The organism is Chitinophaga sp. 22308 (genome assembly GCF_052045305.1).
Lineage (GTDB): Bacteria > Bacteroidota > Bacteroidia > Chitinophagales > Chitinophagaceae > Chitinophaga > Chitinophaga varians_A.
In genome coordinates, this window is sequence record NZ_JBQEOP010000004.1 from 958,038 (window position 1) to 973,765 (window position 15,728).

Annotated in this window: 14 protein-coding genes; 10 read left to right on the forward strand and 4 right to left on the reverse strand. The window is 50.6% G+C overall.

All coding sequences use genetic code 11. The features are described from left to right. The first annotated feature begins 101 nt into the window (after positions 1-101). A complete protein-coding gene (locus tag ACTJJS_RS19965) occupies positions 102-1,490 on the forward strand; it encodes an MFS transporter (RefSeq protein ID WP_440664984.1) in 1,389 nt (462 codons plus the stop codon). A 3-nt stretch (positions 1,491-1,493) separates the two neighbouring features. On the opposite strand, the gene ACTJJS_RS19970 is transcribed toward ACTJJS_RS19965, so the two are convergent. From ACTJJS_RS19970 to guaA, 4 genes are all read right to left on the reverse strand, one after another. Beyond that, positions 1,494-3,137: an ATP-dependent DNA ligase gene (locus ACTJJS_RS19970; RefSeq protein WP_440664985.1), complete on the reverse strand. Its 1,644-nt coding sequence runs from the start codon at positions 3,135-3,137 to the stop codon at positions 1,494-1,496. Further along, on the reverse strand, positions 3,100-4,107 hold the full coding sequence (locus ACTJJS_RS19975) for a ligase-associated DNA damage response exonuclease (protein WP_440664986.1): 1,008 nt from the start codon (positions 4,105-4,107) through the stop codon (positions 3,100-3,102). The genes ACTJJS_RS19970 and ACTJJS_RS19975 overlap by 38 nt, the downstream gene beginning before the upstream one ends. An 86-nt stretch (positions 4,108-4,193) precedes the next feature. Continuing rightward, positions 4,194-5,504 carry an ABC transporter substrate-binding protein gene (locus ACTJJS_RS19980; protein ID WP_440664987.1) on the reverse strand — a complete coding sequence of 437 codons (1,311 nt, stop codon included), beginning with the start codon at positions 5,502-5,504 and terminating at the stop codon, positions 4,194-4,196. A 123-nt stretch (positions 5,505-5,627) separates the two neighbouring features. Beyond that, complete coding sequence (guaA, locus tag ACTJJS_RS19985; RefSeq protein ID WP_343745397.1) at positions 5,628-7,166, reverse strand: glutamine-hydrolyzing GMP synthase; 1,539 nt, start codon at positions 7,164-7,166, stop codon at positions 5,628-5,630. Between the two features lie 94 nt (positions 7,167-7,260). Here guaA and ACTJJS_RS19990 point away from each other — a divergent pair, with 94 nt between their 5' ends. From ACTJJS_RS19990 to ACTJJS_RS20030, 9 genes are all read left to right on the forward strand, one after another. Then, positions 7,261-7,989, forward strand: coding sequence for a head GIN domain-containing protein (locus tag ACTJJS_RS19990; protein ID WP_440664988.1), 729 nt, complete (start codon positions 7,261-7,263; stop codon positions 7,987-7,989). A gap of 282 nt (positions 7,990-8,271) precedes the next feature. Continuing rightward, the gene (locus ACTJJS_RS19995) at positions 8,272-9,192 is read left to right on the forward strand and encodes a hypothetical protein (protein ID WP_440664989.1); all 921 of its coding nucleotides are present in this window, start codon (positions 8,272-8,274) and stop codon (positions 9,190-9,192) included. A 182-nt stretch (positions 9,193-9,374) separates the two neighbouring features. After that, on the forward strand, positions 9,375-10,511 hold the full coding sequence (locus tag ACTJJS_RS20000; protein ID WP_440664990.1) for a beta-ketoacyl-ACP synthase III: 1,137 nt from the start codon (positions 9,375-9,377) through the stop codon (positions 10,509-10,511). Between the two features lie 23 nt (positions 10,512-10,534). Continuing rightward, complete coding sequence (locus ACTJJS_RS20005; RefSeq protein ID WP_168869933.1) at positions 10,535-10,933, forward strand: hypothetical protein; 399 nt, start codon at positions 10,535-10,537, stop codon at positions 10,931-10,933. A gap of 107 nt (positions 10,934-11,040) precedes the next feature. Continuing rightward, positions 11,041-12,045: a BtrH N-terminal domain-containing protein gene (locus ACTJJS_RS20010; RefSeq protein ID WP_440664991.1), complete on the forward strand. Its 1,005-nt coding sequence runs from the start codon at positions 11,041-11,043 to the stop codon at positions 12,043-12,045. A gap of 48 nt (positions 12,046-12,093) precedes the next feature. After that, positions 12,094-12,840, forward strand: coding sequence for an ABC transporter ATP-binding protein (locus tag ACTJJS_RS20015; RefSeq protein WP_168869931.1), 747 nt, complete (start codon positions 12,094-12,096; stop codon positions 12,838-12,840). 17 nt (positions 12,841-12,857) lie between these two features. Then, on the forward strand, positions 12,858-14,150 hold the full coding sequence (locus ACTJJS_RS20020) for an ABC transporter permease (protein WP_440664992.1): 1,293 nt from the start codon (positions 12,858-12,860) through the stop codon (positions 14,148-14,150). 92 nt (positions 14,151-14,242) lie between these two features. Beyond that, positions 14,243-14,500, forward strand: a complete 258-nt coding sequence (locus ACTJJS_RS20025) for a phosphopantetheine-binding protein (protein WP_078668748.1) — start codon at positions 14,243-14,245, stop codon at positions 14,498-14,500. A 13-nt stretch (positions 14,501-14,513) separates the two neighbouring features. After that, positions 14,514-15,728 carry a beta-ketoacyl-[acyl-carrier-protein] synthase family protein gene (locus tag ACTJJS_RS20030; protein ID WP_440664993.1) on the forward strand — a complete coding sequence of 405 codons (1,215 nt, stop codon included), beginning with the start codon at positions 14,514-14,516 and terminating at the stop codon, positions 15,726-15,728.

Genomic DNA, 15,728 nt, shown 5'->3' on the forward strand with positions numbered 1-15,728 from the left:
AATAATCTATGTATAGACTTATTTGTGTGTATTTGTTCCAAAATTATCAAAAATGATCGGTTCATGTTCTAAAATTTTAGGTTTGTGGCGAAAAGGAGACTATGGAAAAGCGAATTATTCTGACAGTGGCCTGCATGGCAATATTTTTTGAAGCGCTGGACGTATCGGTGTTAAACATGGCATTGCCGGGCATGCAGCAGTATTTTCATTTCGGCCCGGATGCTATTCAGTGGGTACAGACAGTGTATGTGTTGTTTTATGCGGGATTTGTATTATTGGGTGGCCGTTTGTCAGATACCATAGGCCGCAGAAAAATATTTATTACCGGCGCTGTCCTGTTTGTACTGGCTTCGCTGGGGGCAGGTTTTTCCATGTCATTTGCCTGGCTGTTGGGCTTCCGCGCCCTGCAGGGCCTGGGCGTTGCATTGGCCATCCCTGCGGCCATGGCCATTATCAGTCACACCTTCACAGTACCGGCAGAGAAGAACAGGGCCTTTGGCATCTTCGGCGCTATGGCGGGCATCGGCTTTGCCACCGGACTGGCCATCGGTGGACTTATCAGCGCCTGGATGGGATGGCAGTGGGTCTTTTTTATCAACGTGCCGGTAATTGGCGCGGCCATAGCGCTGGCTTTCCGGTTTATTCCGCGTGACCGGCGGCCGGAGCGGCAACTGGACAGTAACCTGCTGAGTGGCATATTGATTACTGTGTTACTGATGCTGTCTGCCTGGCTGATACATGACCTCGGCCATATTGCGGCACATCCGGCAACGTTCGGGTTGTTGCTGGCAGCCCTGGTGACCGCCGGGATTTATTTTGTCAGAAGAGAACGCGTGCATGCGTCACCGTTAGTGGACTTTGATCTTTTCCGGTTGAAGGGAGTGGTGACCGGCAATATTGGCGCCACCTTGCTGGGCAGTACTTTCCTGCCCTATATTTTCCTGTTGACGTTATACCTGCAGGAGGTGCTGGGCTTCAGTTCTTCACAGGCGGGACTGTTACTGTTTCCCTTCAGCATTTTGTCCGGGTTGATATCCAAATATGTGCTTCCTCATTTGTTTCACCGGCTGGGCGTAACCCTTACCGGCATAACGGGCAGCTGCTTCATGCTGGCCGGTATCCTGTTTTTTGCGCTGAGTTATTTCACTGTGTGGCATCTGCCATTTATGCTGTTGGCGGTGTTATGTATCAATTCACTAGGCATGTCGGTCACTTTTCCTGCGATTACGATCCTGGCCATACAGGCGGTCCCTGAAGCACAGCATGGACTGGCTTCCGGCATCAATGGCACCTGCAACGCCATGGGAGGTGGATTGGGGCTATCGCTGGTGGGGCTGATGATGCAACTGGCGGGCACTTATCAATGGAACAGCTATGCCGCGGGATTGCTGGTGCTGGCGCTAATTGCCATCGGCGCTATCCTGCAGCTGTACCGCTTTTGGTGGCGCGAACCGGTGGTGAAAGCTCAACTGGTAAAAGTGCGTTCCTGAGGTTTATGTTTCCTGGCCGCCGCTTTGCCGCAACAGTGCTTTCAGATCATCCAGGGTGTTGATTTCAGCCACTGGTTTATCCTGCCTCCATCTGTTGATACGAGGGAAACGCAGGGCCACGCCTGATTTGTGGCGGTTGGAGGCTGCAATGCCTTCAAAAGCGATTTCAAATACCAGTTGTGGCTGTACCGTTCTTACCGGCCCGAATTTCTCCAGTGAATGCCGTTTTATCCAGTTGTCCACTTCTGCAATTTCTTTGTCGGTAAGGCCGGAATAGGCTTTGGTAAAAGGTACCAGCTGATCGCCGTCTTTCACGGCGAAGGTATAGTCGGTGTAGAGATTGGACCGGCGTCCGTGTCCTTTCTGGGCATATATCATTACTGCATCGATAGTGTACGGATCTATTTTCCACTTCCACCAGTCGCCCCGCTTGCGGCCTACCTGATAGGGCGCGCTTCTTTTTTTCAGCATCAGTCCTTCACTGATTTGTTCGCGTGAGAGCGTGCGTATCTGTGCCAGGTCGTCCCACGAGGGCGCGGTTACTTCCGGCGACAGTAGCAGTGCCGGCTGTTGTTGTGAGTGAATGAGCTGTGTCAGCAATGTTCTTCTTTCTATCAGTGGTTTTTCCCTGATATCGGCGCCTTCCCATTCCAGCAGGTCATAGCTGAGAAAGGCCACGGGCGCTTCCTGCAGCTGTTTGCGGGTGACGTTCTTTCTGCCGATGCGTGTTTGTAAAGTCTGGAACGGCAATGGTTTTCCATTGGCATAGGTGAGTATTTCACCGTCTATCACGGTGCCATCGGGAAGGGTGTTTGTCAGCTCCGTGAATTCGGGGAATTTGTCGGTGATGAGTTCTTCGCCGCGTGACCATACAAACAGCTGACCTTCTCTTTTGATGATTTGTCCGCGAATACCGTCCCATTTCCATTCCGCCTGCCAGTCTTCGATAGGGCCGAGGCCGGCGGGGGCATCTTCCAGGGCATATGCCAGGTAAAAAGGATAGGGGCGTGATGCATCGGCGCCGCTGGTGCTTTGATGCAGCAGGGCTTCGATGGTCACAGCGCCGGGGTCCCAGGTGCCGCTGATCATGTGCGACAGTGTGGCGGCGGGGATATCGTAGGTTTTAGCGAGCGCATTGACCATCATTTTTTGTGATACGCCGATACGAAAACCGCCGGTGATCAGTTTGTTGAACACAAAGCGTTCGCCGTCATCCAGCGCGTCCCAGGTTTGCAGGATAAAAGCCTGTTTCTCTGCTTCCGTGGCTTTTTCCAGCTGTTGCAGTTGTTGCAGCCAGTAGTGTAACGGATGACTGGCCGGATGGGTACATGGGGGCAGCAGGAGCGCGATGGTTTCGCCAAGGTCGCCTACAGTGAGGTAACATTCATTGAACAGCCATTCAGGCAGCCCGGTGGCCTGTATGCACCATGTCTTCAGCTGTGTGCTGTTGACGGTACGTTTGGGCCTGCGGCCGGAAAACAGCGCCAGCACCCAGGTTTTGTCTTTATCCGGGGCGGTGGCGAAATACTGGCTGAGCGCATCCAGTTTTTCGTTGGTTTTGGTGCTGTTGCTCAGCACTTTGACGAGTTGGGCGAACTGTTGCACGGTATTATGTTTCCGGGTTAGTAATGGTTTCTTCGTCGCCATAGGCGGTGCTTACCTCCCTGGCGTCGATGCCTTTTTCACTGAGATAGCGGGCAAATACGCTGCTAAAGCCATGCGTGGCATACACGCGTGTGGCGCTGGTGGCGGCCACCGCTTCCAGCAGCCCGTTCCAGTCAGCATGGTCGGACAGTGCAAAACCTGCGTCGGCGTTACGTCTGCGCATATGTCCCCTTACCTGCATCCAGCCGCTGCATACGCCCAGCGAGTAAGGGTTGAAGCGGCGCATCCAGGCCGAATCATCCGCCGAAGGCGGAGCAATAATCACTGCATTCTTAAAAGCTGATTTAGGAGTATCGGGCGTTATTTTTTCGACATGGGGTAATGGATATCCCTGTGCTATCAGCAGGTCGTTTACGTTGGTAATGGCGCCATGGCCCATCATACGGGTTACTTTGTCCTGCAGATGAAGGAGCAGCCGTTGGGCTTTACCGAGACTGTAAGCGGTGATGACAGAGGCTTTGCCGGCCTGCTGATTTTCGTATATCCAGTTGGTGATACGGGAGAACAGCTGCTGTTGTGGTTCCCATCGGTAAACAGGCAGTCCGAAAGTGGATTCCGTGATGAAGGTATGGCAGCGTACTGGTTCAAACGGCGCAGAAATGCCATCAGATTCCAGTTTATAGTCTCCGCTGGCCACCCACACCTCCCCGTTGAGCTCTACCCTTACCTGTGCCGAGCCGATCATATGGCCGGCAGGATGCAGTGAAAGTTTTACACCGTTAAGATAAATGCTTTCGCCATAGGCGATGCCCTGCACGCTAATATCATTGCCCAACCTCAGTTTGAGCAGGGGAACGCTGGCTTGTTCGCAGAGATAGGACTGGTTGCCCCAGCGGGCATGGTCGGAATGCGCATGTGTGATCACCGCACGTTGTACGGGTTTCCAGGGATCAATATAAAAATCACCTGCTGCGCACCAGATGCCTTTGTCGGTAAATTGTAGCAGCTCCATATCCATGAATATACAAAAAAAGGCCATGGCTGCTGCCATGGCCGTGTTCGACTCAACAAGCTATCTCATGGACAGCTGTAAAAAGTTTATTGGTTCATTTTCACATCCGCGCTGTCGCCTTTCTGGATGATGAAGATGTTTTTGTTTTCGAAGTAGGAAGGTGTTTGTTCTCCGTCGCGTACATATACCGGCTGGAAATTAAAGCGGGTAATAACAGCGGGAGATGATTCCACCGCGCTGTTGAAATATACGCCATTATTATGAAGAAGCCTTACAAAATAGTAGGTAAGATCAAAACCTTTATATGCCATATCGGAAGGGCGTGCCCTGTATGTTCTGCGGAAATAGTCGCTCAGGTAGCGGCTGTAAGAGTCTGATTTGTCGTTAAAATAGGGAGAGGAGTAGAACACCTGCAGGCTTTTGAATTCAGGCTCTTTCAGCTTTAACACGTCCCAGGTGGGCATACCGAATATCTGCATCGGGTAGGTAGCATTGGCGGTGGCAAGTTTGCGCAGGATGCTTTTGGCGCCGGCTTCGTCGAGCGCGGTAACGATCACGATGTTGGGCCGGTCGGTGAGCAGGTATTTGGAAAGCTCTTCCGGGGTGGTGCTTTCGTTCCAGATAGCTTCCCGTATCCTGGATTTTTTAGGGTTGTTCATTTTGTCGTAGGAACCTTTGAAATCAGCGGCGAGGCGGTTTTCGAAAGTGGTGTTCCGGCGGAGCAGTACAATGTTTTTATTGGAAAAAGCCTCCTGTACGTAGTTCTGGATGGCTTCACAGTGTGTTTTCAGGGTGCTGTTGGGAATGAACAGGAAAGGGTTGTCGCTGATGCCCACATCATTAGGGAGCGTACCGGACACGAGGTTGATTTCTTTCTTTCTGGCGAAGTCGCTCACTTCCTTCAGTTCCGGGTTGTTGAACGAACCAATGATCAGATCGGTGGCGTCCAGTGCTTTGTTGTTGATCAGGGAAGTAATGCTTTGACGGCCTTTACTGTCGTATACATTGACTTTCAGGTTATAGCCCTGTTGTTGCAGGGTATCGAGGGCCAATTGGGCGCCTTCATAAAATTCAAGGCCGGCCATTACATAGCGGGGCATGGTACGGCCGGGAATATCGTTGGAGTTGGCAAATACGGAGTCGAGATACAGCGGGGCAAAGAGCGCAACGTTATAAGTAGGTTTCTTCACTTCCCGGGCGAAGGCTGGTACATTGAAGGGGGCTGCTTTGGCAGCTTCGTTTTTGTTTTCTGGCTTCTTTTCCGGTGTGGGCTTGCTCAGGGAGGGTGGGGGACCGTCCACACGGCTGGTGCTCTTTCTGGAGGAAGAACAGGCTGTGAACAGTACCGACAGAGCCAATCCGGCCAGCAGGTTTTTAACAGATATCAATTGGTTCATAATGGGCGCTAATTTACAAAAATCATTCCGGGGTAGTGCACGCAAAGTAAAATAAGAAAGCAAAGGCGCAAAAAGATAAAATAATCCCTTGTGCCTTTGCTCTTTGTATTTTTCAGGGAAATATTATTCCCATTCGATCGTAGCAGGTGGTTTGGAGCTGATGTCGTATACCACGCGGTTGATACCTTTTACCCGGTTGATGATGTCGTTGGACATTTTAGCCAGGAATTCGTAAGGCAGGTGTGCCCAGTCGGCCGTCATACCGTCGGTAGACGTTACAGCTCTCAGGGCCACGGTGAATTCGTAGGTACGTTCGTCGCCCATTACGCCCACGCTTTGTACGGGGAGGAGGATGGTGCCTGCCTGCCATACTTTATCATAAAGGCCTGCTTCGCGCAGCCCTTCGATATAGATAGCGTCAGCTTCCTGGAGCATGGCCACTTTCTCGGGGGTGATAGCGCCGAGGATACGGATAGCGAGGCCTGGCCCGGGGAAAGGATGGCGTCCGAGGAAGACGTCGCTGATACCGATTTCGCGGCCTACGCGGCGTACTTCGTCTTTAAACAGGAAACGCAGGGGTTCTACCAGCTGCATGTTCATTTTTTCAGGCAGCCCACCTACGTTGTGGTGGGATTTGATGGTAACAGAAGGGCCGTTTACGGATACGGATTCGATCACGTCGGGGTAGATAGTACCCTGTCCGAGGAAGGAAATGTCTGTCAGTGCAGCAGATTCATGCTGGAATACCTCGATGAAGAGGCGACCGATGATTTTACGTTTTTTCTCCGGATCAGAGACACCATCGAGCTGGCCGTAGAAAAGGTCTTTTGCGTTGACGCCTTTCACGTTGAGGCCCATATGTTTATAAGATTCCAGTACGGTTTCGTATTCGTCTTTACGCAACAGGCCGTTGTCTACGAAGATGCAGAAGAGGTTTTTGCCGATGGCTTTGTGGATCAGTTCTGCCGCCACGGTAGAGTCCACGCCGCCGCTGAGGGCCATTACCACTCTTTTATCGCCAACCTGTGCTTTGATTTTTTCGATGGTTTCCTGTACAAAAGCAGCTGGTGTCCAGTCCTGCTGGCAGTTACAGATATGTACCAGGAAGTTGCGGATGATTTGTTTGCCTTCCAAGGAGTGGGTCACTTCCGGGTGGAACTGCAGGCCGAAGATCGGGTTAGCCGCCAGGGTAGTGCTTTTGAAAGCTGCTACCGGGATGTTTTCGGTGGTAGCGATGATCTGGAAGCTCTCAGGGATACGTTTGATGGTATCGGAGTGGCTCATCCAAACCTGGCTTTTGCCGGAGATATCGTATAATAATTTTTCCTCTTTGTCATTGTGTTCCATAAAAGCGCGGCCGTATTCACGGATGTTGCTTTTAGCCACTTCACCGCCGAAGTTTTTAGCCATCAGCTGAGCGCCGTAGCAGATACCAAGTACCGGCACTTTAGCGGCGATGGCAGCGATATCGAGGGTGGGCGCTTTCTCGTCGTTTACAGAGAAAGGGCTGCCGGACAAAATAACGCCTTTGATGGAATCGTCCCAGGCTATTGGCTGGAGACAAGGTTTAATTTCGCAATAAACATTCAGTTCCCGGATGCTGCGCGCGATCAGCTGTGTGTATTGGGAACCGAAATCGAGGATAAGTATCTTTTCTGTCATGGTGGTGCAAAGATAAAGTCCTTCCTTCAATTTCGGATTCTGAAAATAGAAAATAGGAAATCTAGTTGTATCTTTCTCGTTATAATCTAAACTTATGCAAACCAAAATCACCCTCTGCTGCATGACTGTAGCCCTGTCCATCGCGGGCCTTTTCAGCGCCTGTATCGGTCAGAACCGCGTAAAAGGTAGCGGCAACGTTATCAAAGAAGAAAGAGACGCCCCATCCTTTCATAAAATCAAGGTAGAAGGCAGTATGAACGTATTCCTTTCCCAGGGAGCTGCCAAGAAGGCCGTGATTGAAGCGGAAGACAATATTGCGCCGCTGGTGGAACTGGTGAATGAAGACAGTCGCCTGAAAGTGCGTTTCCGCCACGATGCCAATGTTTTCACCCGCAAGGGCGTTAATGTATACCTGACCACTCCGGAAGTGGATGAAATTGCGCTGTCCGGCTCTGGTGATATAAAGCTGGTAGACAAGTTTAACAGCAAAGACGAAATGAAACTCACCCTCTCCGGCTCCGGCAACCTGAATGGTACCATCAATGCGCCGGAAGTAAAGGCTTCCATTGCCGGTTCGGGTAATATGAACCTGCAGGGAGAAACCAAAGCGGTGCGGGTGTCTGTTGCCGGCAGCGGCGATTATGTGGGTGACAACCTGTTGTCCGAAGACGCAGAAGTAAAAATTGCCGGCAGTGGTGATGCTGCTGTTCATGCCAGCGTAAAACTGGAAGCGAAAATTGTAGGGTCCGGTGATGTGAAATATAAAGGAAATCCCAATGTATCCAGTTCTGTAGCGGGTTCTGGCTCTGTCAGGAAAATATAGCCCGACAATATTTACAAATTTTTAACATTTCAAAAATCATATCGAAAGCAGTTTTGCTGTTATTTACATTGATTTTCAAAAAAATCTAAAGTCCTTTTGTCCAGATACTGCCGCAGCAATAACAAGCCGGCTGAGGCAGTATCTGGCTGGGGCACAAGCCAACAGAGAATGCCCCCACCCCCAAAGCTCAGCCTTACATCTGTCAAATTATTATTAAATGACATAAATAATACTCCTTTTTTGTATGTTTACAGTTTGAATTGTTGAACTCCTATTCCTTTTATGAACGAAAGACCGAAGGTCCTGGTGGTATACTATACCCAGACAGGCCAATTAAAAAGGATTATTGATCATGTGTTGGCGCCACTGGCAAATAGTGTGGATATTACATACGAGGAGCTGGTCCCTGAAAAGCCATTTCCCTTTCCATGGGGGAAGCAGCAGTTTTTCGATACAATGCCTGAAACCGTACAGGACACCCCTCGTGGTATCCAGCCGCTGAAGGTGGATGTAAATGCACACTTCGATCTGGTACTGCTGGCTTATCAGCCCTGGTTCCTGTCGCCTTCCCAGCCGACAGCCGCTTTCCTGCAAAGTGAAGCAGCCGCCCGCTTGTTGAAAGGCAAACAGGTGATCACATTGCTGGGCAGCCGCAATATGTGGCTCAATGCGCAGGAAAGGGTAAAGGGATACCTGCACAGGCTGGGGGCTAACCTCGTGGGAAATATTGTGCTGGTGGACAAGTCGCCCAACCTGGTTTCACTGATCACTGTTCTGCGTTGGGCATTCAAAGGAAAAAAAGAAGCTACCCGTTTTTTGCCGCAGGCAGGTGTGCAGGAAAATGAGATACTCACCTCCAGCCGTTTTGCCGGCCCTATTGCTAAGGCGCTGGAAACACGGCAATGGCAGGAGCTGCATCCGCAGCTGATGTCGCTGGACGCAGTGGAATTATTGCCTAACCTTGTACTGCTGGAAAACAATGGCGTCAGTGCTTTCCGGTTCTGGGCCAAATTCATTAGCGCCAAAGGAGGACCTGGTGCTGCGGCCCGTCAGGGCAGGGTAACGATGTACCGGTTATTGTTGCTGGTAGGCATCTTTGTGTTAACACCCATTACACTGATTTCTTCGTTCATCAAACTCAACCTGAAACGGAACGAGTTGAAAGGAGAGGTGGATTATTACAAAGGCATTACTTTGCGTTAACCTTTTGCCGGTACCGGAATATCAGCAGGTGGCGTGATAATTGTAATTCCGTTTAGAGTTATATATTTACGTCCGCTTAAAAAGTATACTAAAACAAACATGTTTATCTCCGCAGAAAGGCTGGCCAATAACGGTTGTCACTATGGGATTGCATGCGGCCTTAAAAGACGAATTATTTTCAAATGAAGGAAGTTTATATTACCAGGCTATCTAAATTCTTACCCAACAAGCCTGTTGAAAATGAAGAGATGGAGAGTATCCTTGGCATGGTAGACGGAAGACCTTCCCGTGCGCGGTTGAAGATTTTGGGCAATAACAAGATCAAAAACCGGTATTATTCCCTGGATAAAGACGGCAATTCCACTCATTCCAACGCTGAGATGACCGCCAACGCTGTCAGCGCATTGTTTGATGAAAAATTCCCCATCAGCAAATTACAGTTACTGGCCTGCGGTACTACCTCGCCAGACCAGCTGCTGCCTAATCATGCCGCGATGGTACATGGTCTGCTGAGATGCCAGCCCGTGGAACTGATCGCTGCTACCGGCGCATGTGCAGCGGGCATGCAGGCTTTTAAATATGCCTGGATGTCTATCCGTTGCGGTAACACTGCCAATGCGGTCAGCACCGGTTCTGAAAAATTCTCTGCCTGGATGCTTGCACAGAAATTCCAGCCTGAAGCAGAGAACCTGAAAGCGCTGGATGAAAATCCGATCATCGCTTTTGAAAAAGACTTCCTCCGCTGGATGTTGTCTGACGGCGCCAGCGCCGCTCTTTTCCAGGACAAGCCTAATGAAGAAGGACTGTCATTGCGTGTAGACTGGGTGGAAATCCTGTCTTACGCCAACGAACTGGAAACCTGTATGTACGCCGGTTCCATCAAAAATCCGGACGGCACCACCAAAGGCTGGATTGATATGACCCCTGATGAATGGGCACAACACAGCGTATTCTCCTTCAAACAAGATACCCGCCTGTTGGGTAAAAATATAGTGCCTTCCGGCGCGCAGATGTGGAAAGAACTGGTAGAAAGACATAACATCAACCTCGATGAAATTGACTTCTTCCTGCCACATTTATCTTCTGAATTTTTCCGTTTAAAGATCGACGAAGAAATTACCCGCCTCGGTGTTCCTATTCCGCTGGAAAAATGGTTCACCAACCTGGCCTGGGTAGGTAACGTAGGTACCGCTTCGCCTTACCTGATGCTGGAAGAGCTGATGAATAACGGCCGTTTCAAAAAGGGACAGAAAGTGGTGATGATGGTGCCTGAAAGCGCACGTTTTTCCTATGCTTACGCACACATCACGGTTGTATAGGCATTCACTTCTAAAACGCAGTCATGAAAAAAGACGAAGTGCCACAGGATAGTGATAACCTCCACGAAGGCACATTCAAACAGATTATGTATGCGGTAGACAACACCGGGAATTATGTACAGGTGCAGAGTTCAGGGTGGGAGCCGGAGAACATTGCCATGACACAGGCCTGGGAGGAAGTAAACGAAAAAGTGGCGGCGGCCAGGGTGCTGGTACAGTCCGGCGAAATCAGCCCTGTCGCCTATTACATGGAAAAGAGCCTGATGGACCTGGCCCTGCTGGCCAATTACGTGGGGAAATTCCAATGGCAGGTGAAAAGGCATATGAAGCCGGCCGTGTTCCGGCGCCTGAGCGATAAGATGCTGCAGCGCTATGCAGATGCCTTTAAGATTAGTAAGGACGATTTATTGCATATCAAATAATGCATTATCACGCAAAGTCGCAAAGCAATAAAGCAGCAAAGAAATTTATGTTGAATGATCTTTGCTGCTTTATTGCTTTGCTGCTTTGCGTGAACACATAAACAACTATGAACAATCATCAGTTTCATCATACGCAGACAGCCCACTGTGAAAGTGGTGTGATCTCCAACCTGCTGGGGCACCATGGCCTGAAGATCAGTGAGCCGATGGCATTTGGCATTGGTGCCGGTATCTTTTTCGGGCACCTGCCGTTTGTGAAAGTCAACGGTGTGCCCGGTACCACTTACCGTATCTGGCCGGGCGCCATTTTTCAGCGGGTATGTAAACGGCTGGGCGTGAAAATGGAGACGGCAAAGTTTTCCTCCCCTGAAAAAGGAATGGCGGCGCTGGACCGGGTAATTGCCGACGGCACGCCTGTAGGGTTGCTTTCCGGCGTTTATTACCTGCCTTATTTTCCGCCTTCCTACCGTTTTCACTTCAATGCCCATAACCTGGTGGTATATGGTAAACGGGAAGACCAGTACCTGGTGAGCGACCCGGTGATGGACACCGTTACCGAAATAGATCCCGACAGCCTGGCACAGGCCCGCTTTGCAAAAGGGTTTCCTTCCCCCAAAGGGAAAATGTACTACCCGGTGCACGTCCCCGGAAAAGCCTCTTTCGAAAAACCGATCAAAGAAGGGATCGCGCAGACCTGTCATTATATGCTGAAGATACCGCTCCCGCTGTTCGGGGTAAAGGGTATCCGTTTTCTGGCCAACCGTGTAAAGGACTATCCGCAGAAAGTGGGTGAACGTAAATCTGCTTTGTACCTTGGCAATATCATCCGGATGCAGGAGGAGATCGGTACCGGTGGCGCCGGTTTCCGTTTTGTATATGCCGCGTTCCTGCAGGAATCGGCAGTGTTGCTGAACAAGCCGGAACTGAGCCGCCTGGCCACAGAACTGACACAGGCCGGAGACCTTTGGCGTAATTTTGCTTTTGCTGCCGGCAGGGTGTGCAAAAGCAGGGCCGCTGATAATGTGTCCTATAAAGAGCTGAGCGAGATGTTGCTGCAATGTGCGGCAGCCGAAGAAGCCTTTTTCAAAAAATTATCACTGACGAAAATTTAGCAATGTGCTGATGGAAGTAACTTTCCATCTTTCAATAACCCGGTGGATATGGCAAGTATAGCAGTAAAGGAATTGCGCAAAACCTACAAAAGCGCGGCGGAAGCCACGCTTAAAGGGTTGACGTTTGCCTTTCCGGAAGGGAAAATAGGAGGGCTGCTGGGCCCTAACGGCGCCGGTAAAACGACCACTATCTCTATTCTGTGCGGCCTTGTGCAGGCAGACAGCGGAGAGGTGATGATACATGGCCTGCCGCAGAACGCCGCCCACAGGGAACAGATCAAAAAAATCATAGGCATTGTACCGCAACAGATAGCGTTGTACCCGCAACTGTCGGCCGTGGAAAACCTGACGTATTTCGGTAACCTGTACGGACTGAAAGGCAAATCGCTGCATGAAAAAGTGATGCATTATCTCGAAGTATTTGGCCTGGAAAAAAGCGCACACAAAGAAATTCATAAATATTCAGGGGGCATGAAACGCCGTGCGAACATTATCGCCGCTATCCTGCATAACCCCGATTTGCTGGTCCTGGACGAGCCCACCGCAGGGGTGGACGTACAGTCACGCAGCATGATCCTGCAATTCCTGCGCAGCTACAACGAACAGGGCGCCAGTATCCTGTATACCTCCCACCTGCTGGAAGAAGCGCAATCACTTTGTGATGAGGTGGCCATCATGGACGAAGGTAAAATGATACTGCAGGGCCGGCCCCAGTCGCTGATCGATGAACTGCCGGAGTGCCGCAACCTGGAAGATGTTTTTTTACACTATACCGGGCATGCGTTGCGGGACTAACAAAATGAAAGAAAGCTATGCTTAGATTACTGGCTACCATAAGAAAAGAATGGCAGCTGCTGTTGCGCGACAAAATGGGGCTTACGCTGCTGTTTGTGATGCCGGTGGTACTCATCACCGTGATGGCCCTGATACAGGACGCGCCTTTTAAGGACTACCAGGACGTGAAGTTTGATATATTGACCGTAGACAACGACCATGGGCGTTTGGGCAAATATATCCGGGAAGGGCTGGCATCCGGCGGGCAGTTCAATATTATCGATACGTTGGACGGGCATCCCGTTACCGAGCAGCAGGCCCGCGAGCTGGTCAATAACGGCCGCTATAAAATCAGCATCATTGTGCCGGCAGGTTCCACGGCGGCGATCGTAAGCAATGCAAACAGGATCGTGAATGATATCACACAACGGATGGGCATGAGCGTGTCTTTACCGGTAAAAAAGGGGGCTGACTCCCTGAATGTGGTCATCTATTTTGATCCGGCGGCCAAAAAGGCTTTTAAAGGGGCTATTCACCAGGCATTGGACAATTTCCTGACGCAGGTGGAAACAGATATGCTGCTGAACCGTATACAGCAACAGTTGCGCCGCAAAGACACCACGGCCGTTCCCAATGACACGTTGCCTATCCGTTTACAGGCAGTTGGGCTGAAGGAGCATGCCACGGGCAACAGCAAACAGCTGGACGTAGTGTCCAACTCCGTACAACATAACGTGCCCGCCTGGAGCATTTTTGCGATGTTTTTTATCGTTATCCCTATAGCCGGTAATATGATCCGGGAGCGGGAAGACGGCAGCCTGTTGAGAATGAAGCTGATACCCGGTTCTTACCTGTTGATCCTGGCGGGAAAGATGTTGTTTTTCGTGGGAATCTGCCTGTTACAGTTTTATCTGATGATGCTGGTAGGCATTTATGCCATGCCTTTGCTGGACCTGCCGAGGCTGGTGATGGGGCACGACCAGGGCGCCACGCTGCTGGTAGCCGGCTCCATAGGACTGGCCGCCACGGCTTATGGCATACTGATCGGCACGCTTTTTAAAACACCTAATCAGGCCCTGAACTTCGGCGCTATTTCCATCGTGATCCTGTCGGCCATTGGAGGCATCTGGATACCGCTGGAAGTAATGCCTGCCAATATGCAGATGATCGGCCGTTTATCGCCGCTCAGCTGGGGACTGGACGCCATCAATGATATTTACCTGCGTAACGGCGACATCGGATATGTGTGGAAGAATGTACTGCGTCTTGTGCTGACAGGCGGGGTGATGCTGGCTGTGGCCGGATTTGTCGAAAAACGAAGAATGAACTGATAAACTATTTTCTAAACAACAGTAAAACTGTATTTTTACTCCCCACAAAGGGAATCTCCGTGTACAGCCGGAGATAAACCTACAACTTGATTATGGAAGATTTAAAAAGCAAACTCAAAGTGCAGATCATTGAAGCCTTAAATCTGCAGGATACCAAACCGGAAGATATTGACGACAACGCCCCTTTATTTGGTGAAGGGCTTGGTCTGGACAGCATTGACTCCCTGGAGCTGATGGTGTTGCTGGAAAGACAATATCACATCAAAGTGGAAGATCCCCGCGAAGGGCGTAAGATCCTGCAGTCAGTGCAGTCTATGGCCGACTTTATTCAATCCAAACAGCCAGCATAAGTAAGAAGCTGACATGGCGGAAAGAGTGTTTATAACAGGGATGGGAATGATCACCGCCATAGGTGATAACGTGGCTGAAAACCTGGAGCAATTGCGGCAACAACGCAGTGGTTTGGGTTATTCCAGTTATATCGATACCATATACAAAGAAGTGTTGCCGGTAGCGGAGGTGAAGCATCATAACGACGCTTTGTCTGCCCTTGCCGGCATCACTCCCCGCGAAGGATATACACGTACCGCCCTGCTGGGGCTTACCGCCATGCGGGAAGCATTGCAGCAGGCCGGTATTACGGACGTACAAACAGCCCCTACCGGCTTTATCAACGCCAGCACCGTAGGCGGCATGTGTGACACCGAAAAGGTTTATTTTGATATTGTTGATCCCGCCAAAAGCGGCACTTTCCTGCAATATATCGATACGCTTGACTGTGCGGACTGTACACAACGTATAGCCGACACCGTAGGATTCAGCGAGCATATCGCCACTATCAGCACGGCCTGTTCTTCATCGGCCAATGCGCTGATGTTTGGCGCCCGTATGATCAAACAAGGATTTCTGCCCCGGATGGTCTGCGGCGGCACAGAAGCGCTGACCCGCTTTACCCTGAATGGTTTCAACTCCCTGAAAAATGTGGACAAACAATTCTGCCGGCCGTTTGACCAGCAGCGTACCGGTTTGAACCTGGGTGAGGGCGCCGCTTATCTTGTACTGGAAAGCGAGTCGTTTGCCAGGGCCAACAACAGCCGCATACTGGCAGAGTTTACCGGGTATTGTAATGCCAACGAAGCATTCCATCCTACGTCCCCTTCGCCGGACGGCGACGGCGCCTATGAAGCCATGAAAGCCGCATTGGCCATGAGTGGCCGAACACTGGAAGAAGTGGACTATATCAATGTGCATGGCACCGCCACGCTCAACAATGACGTGTCTGAAGGAAAAGCGCTGGAACGGTTGTTTGGCAACAATGTTCCATTGTTCAGTTCCACGAAACCTTTCACCGGGCATACGTTGGCCGCTGCCGGCGCCATAGAGGCCATCTACGCTGTATTGGCCATTCAACAGGGATTGATATTCCCCAATCTCAATTTCAAGGAAAAAATGGAAGAGCTGAACATCGCTCCGGTAACGGAATTGATGGAAGGCGTTTCCGTGAACAATGTTATTTCAAACTCATTCGGCTTTGGGGGTAACAACGCCTCCCTGGTGATCAGCAAATATGAAGGTTAA

Bases quoted from the DNA above. Each gene is read 5' to 3' on its own strand.
- ACTJJS_RS20010 (WP_440664991.1), top strand. From the start codon at position 11,041: ATGAACAATCATCAGTTTCATCATACGCAGACAGCCCACTGTGAAAGT.
- ACTJJS_RS20020 (WP_440664992.1), top strand. From the start codon at position 12,858: ATGCTTAGATTACTGGCTACCATAAGAAAAGAATGGCAGCTGCTGTTG.
- ACTJJS_RS19995 (WP_440664989.1), top strand. From the start codon at position 8,272: ATGAACGAAAGACCGAAGGTCCTGGTGGTATACTATACCCAGACAGGC.
- ACTJJS_RS19970 (WP_440664985.1), bottom strand. From the start codon at position 3,137: ATGGCGACGAAGAAACCATTACTAACCCGGAAACATAATACCGTGCAA.
- ACTJJS_RS20025 (WP_078668748.1), top strand. From the start codon at position 14,243: ATGGAAGATTTAAAAAGCAAACTCAAAGTGCAGATCATTGAAGCCTTA.
- ACTJJS_RS19980 (WP_440664987.1), bottom strand. From the start codon at position 5,504: ATGAACCAATTGATATCTGTTAAAAACCTGCTGGCCGGATTGGCTCTG.
- ACTJJS_RS19975 (WP_440664986.1), bottom strand. From the start codon at position 4,107: ATGGAGCTGCTACAATTTACCGACAAAGGCATCTGGTGCGCAGCAGGT.
- ACTJJS_RS19990 (WP_440664988.1), top strand. From the start codon at position 7,261: ATGCAAACCAAAATCACCCTCTGCTGCATGACTGTAGCCCTGTCCATC.
- ACTJJS_RS20000 (WP_440664990.1), top strand. From the start codon at position 9,375: ATGAAGGAAGTTTATATTACCAGGCTATCTAAATTCTTACCCAACAAG.
- ACTJJS_RS20030 (WP_440664993.1), top strand. From the start codon at position 14,514: ATGGCGGAAAGAGTGTTTATAACAGGGATGGGAATGATCACCGCCATA.
- ACTJJS_RS19965 (WP_440664984.1), top strand. From the start codon at position 102: ATGGAAAAGCGAATTATTCTGACAGTGGCCTGCATGGCAATATTTTTT.
- ACTJJS_RS20015 (WP_168869931.1), top strand. From the start codon at position 12,094: ATGGCAAGTATAGCAGTAAAGGAATTGCGCAAAACCTACAAAAGCGCG.
- guaA (WP_343745397.1), bottom strand. From the start codon at position 7,166: ATGACAGAAAAGATACTTATCCTCGATTTCGGTTCCCAATACACACAG.
- ACTJJS_RS20005 (WP_168869933.1), top strand. From the start codon at position 10,535: ATGAAAAAAGACGAAGTGCCACAGGATAGTGATAACCTCCACGAAGGC.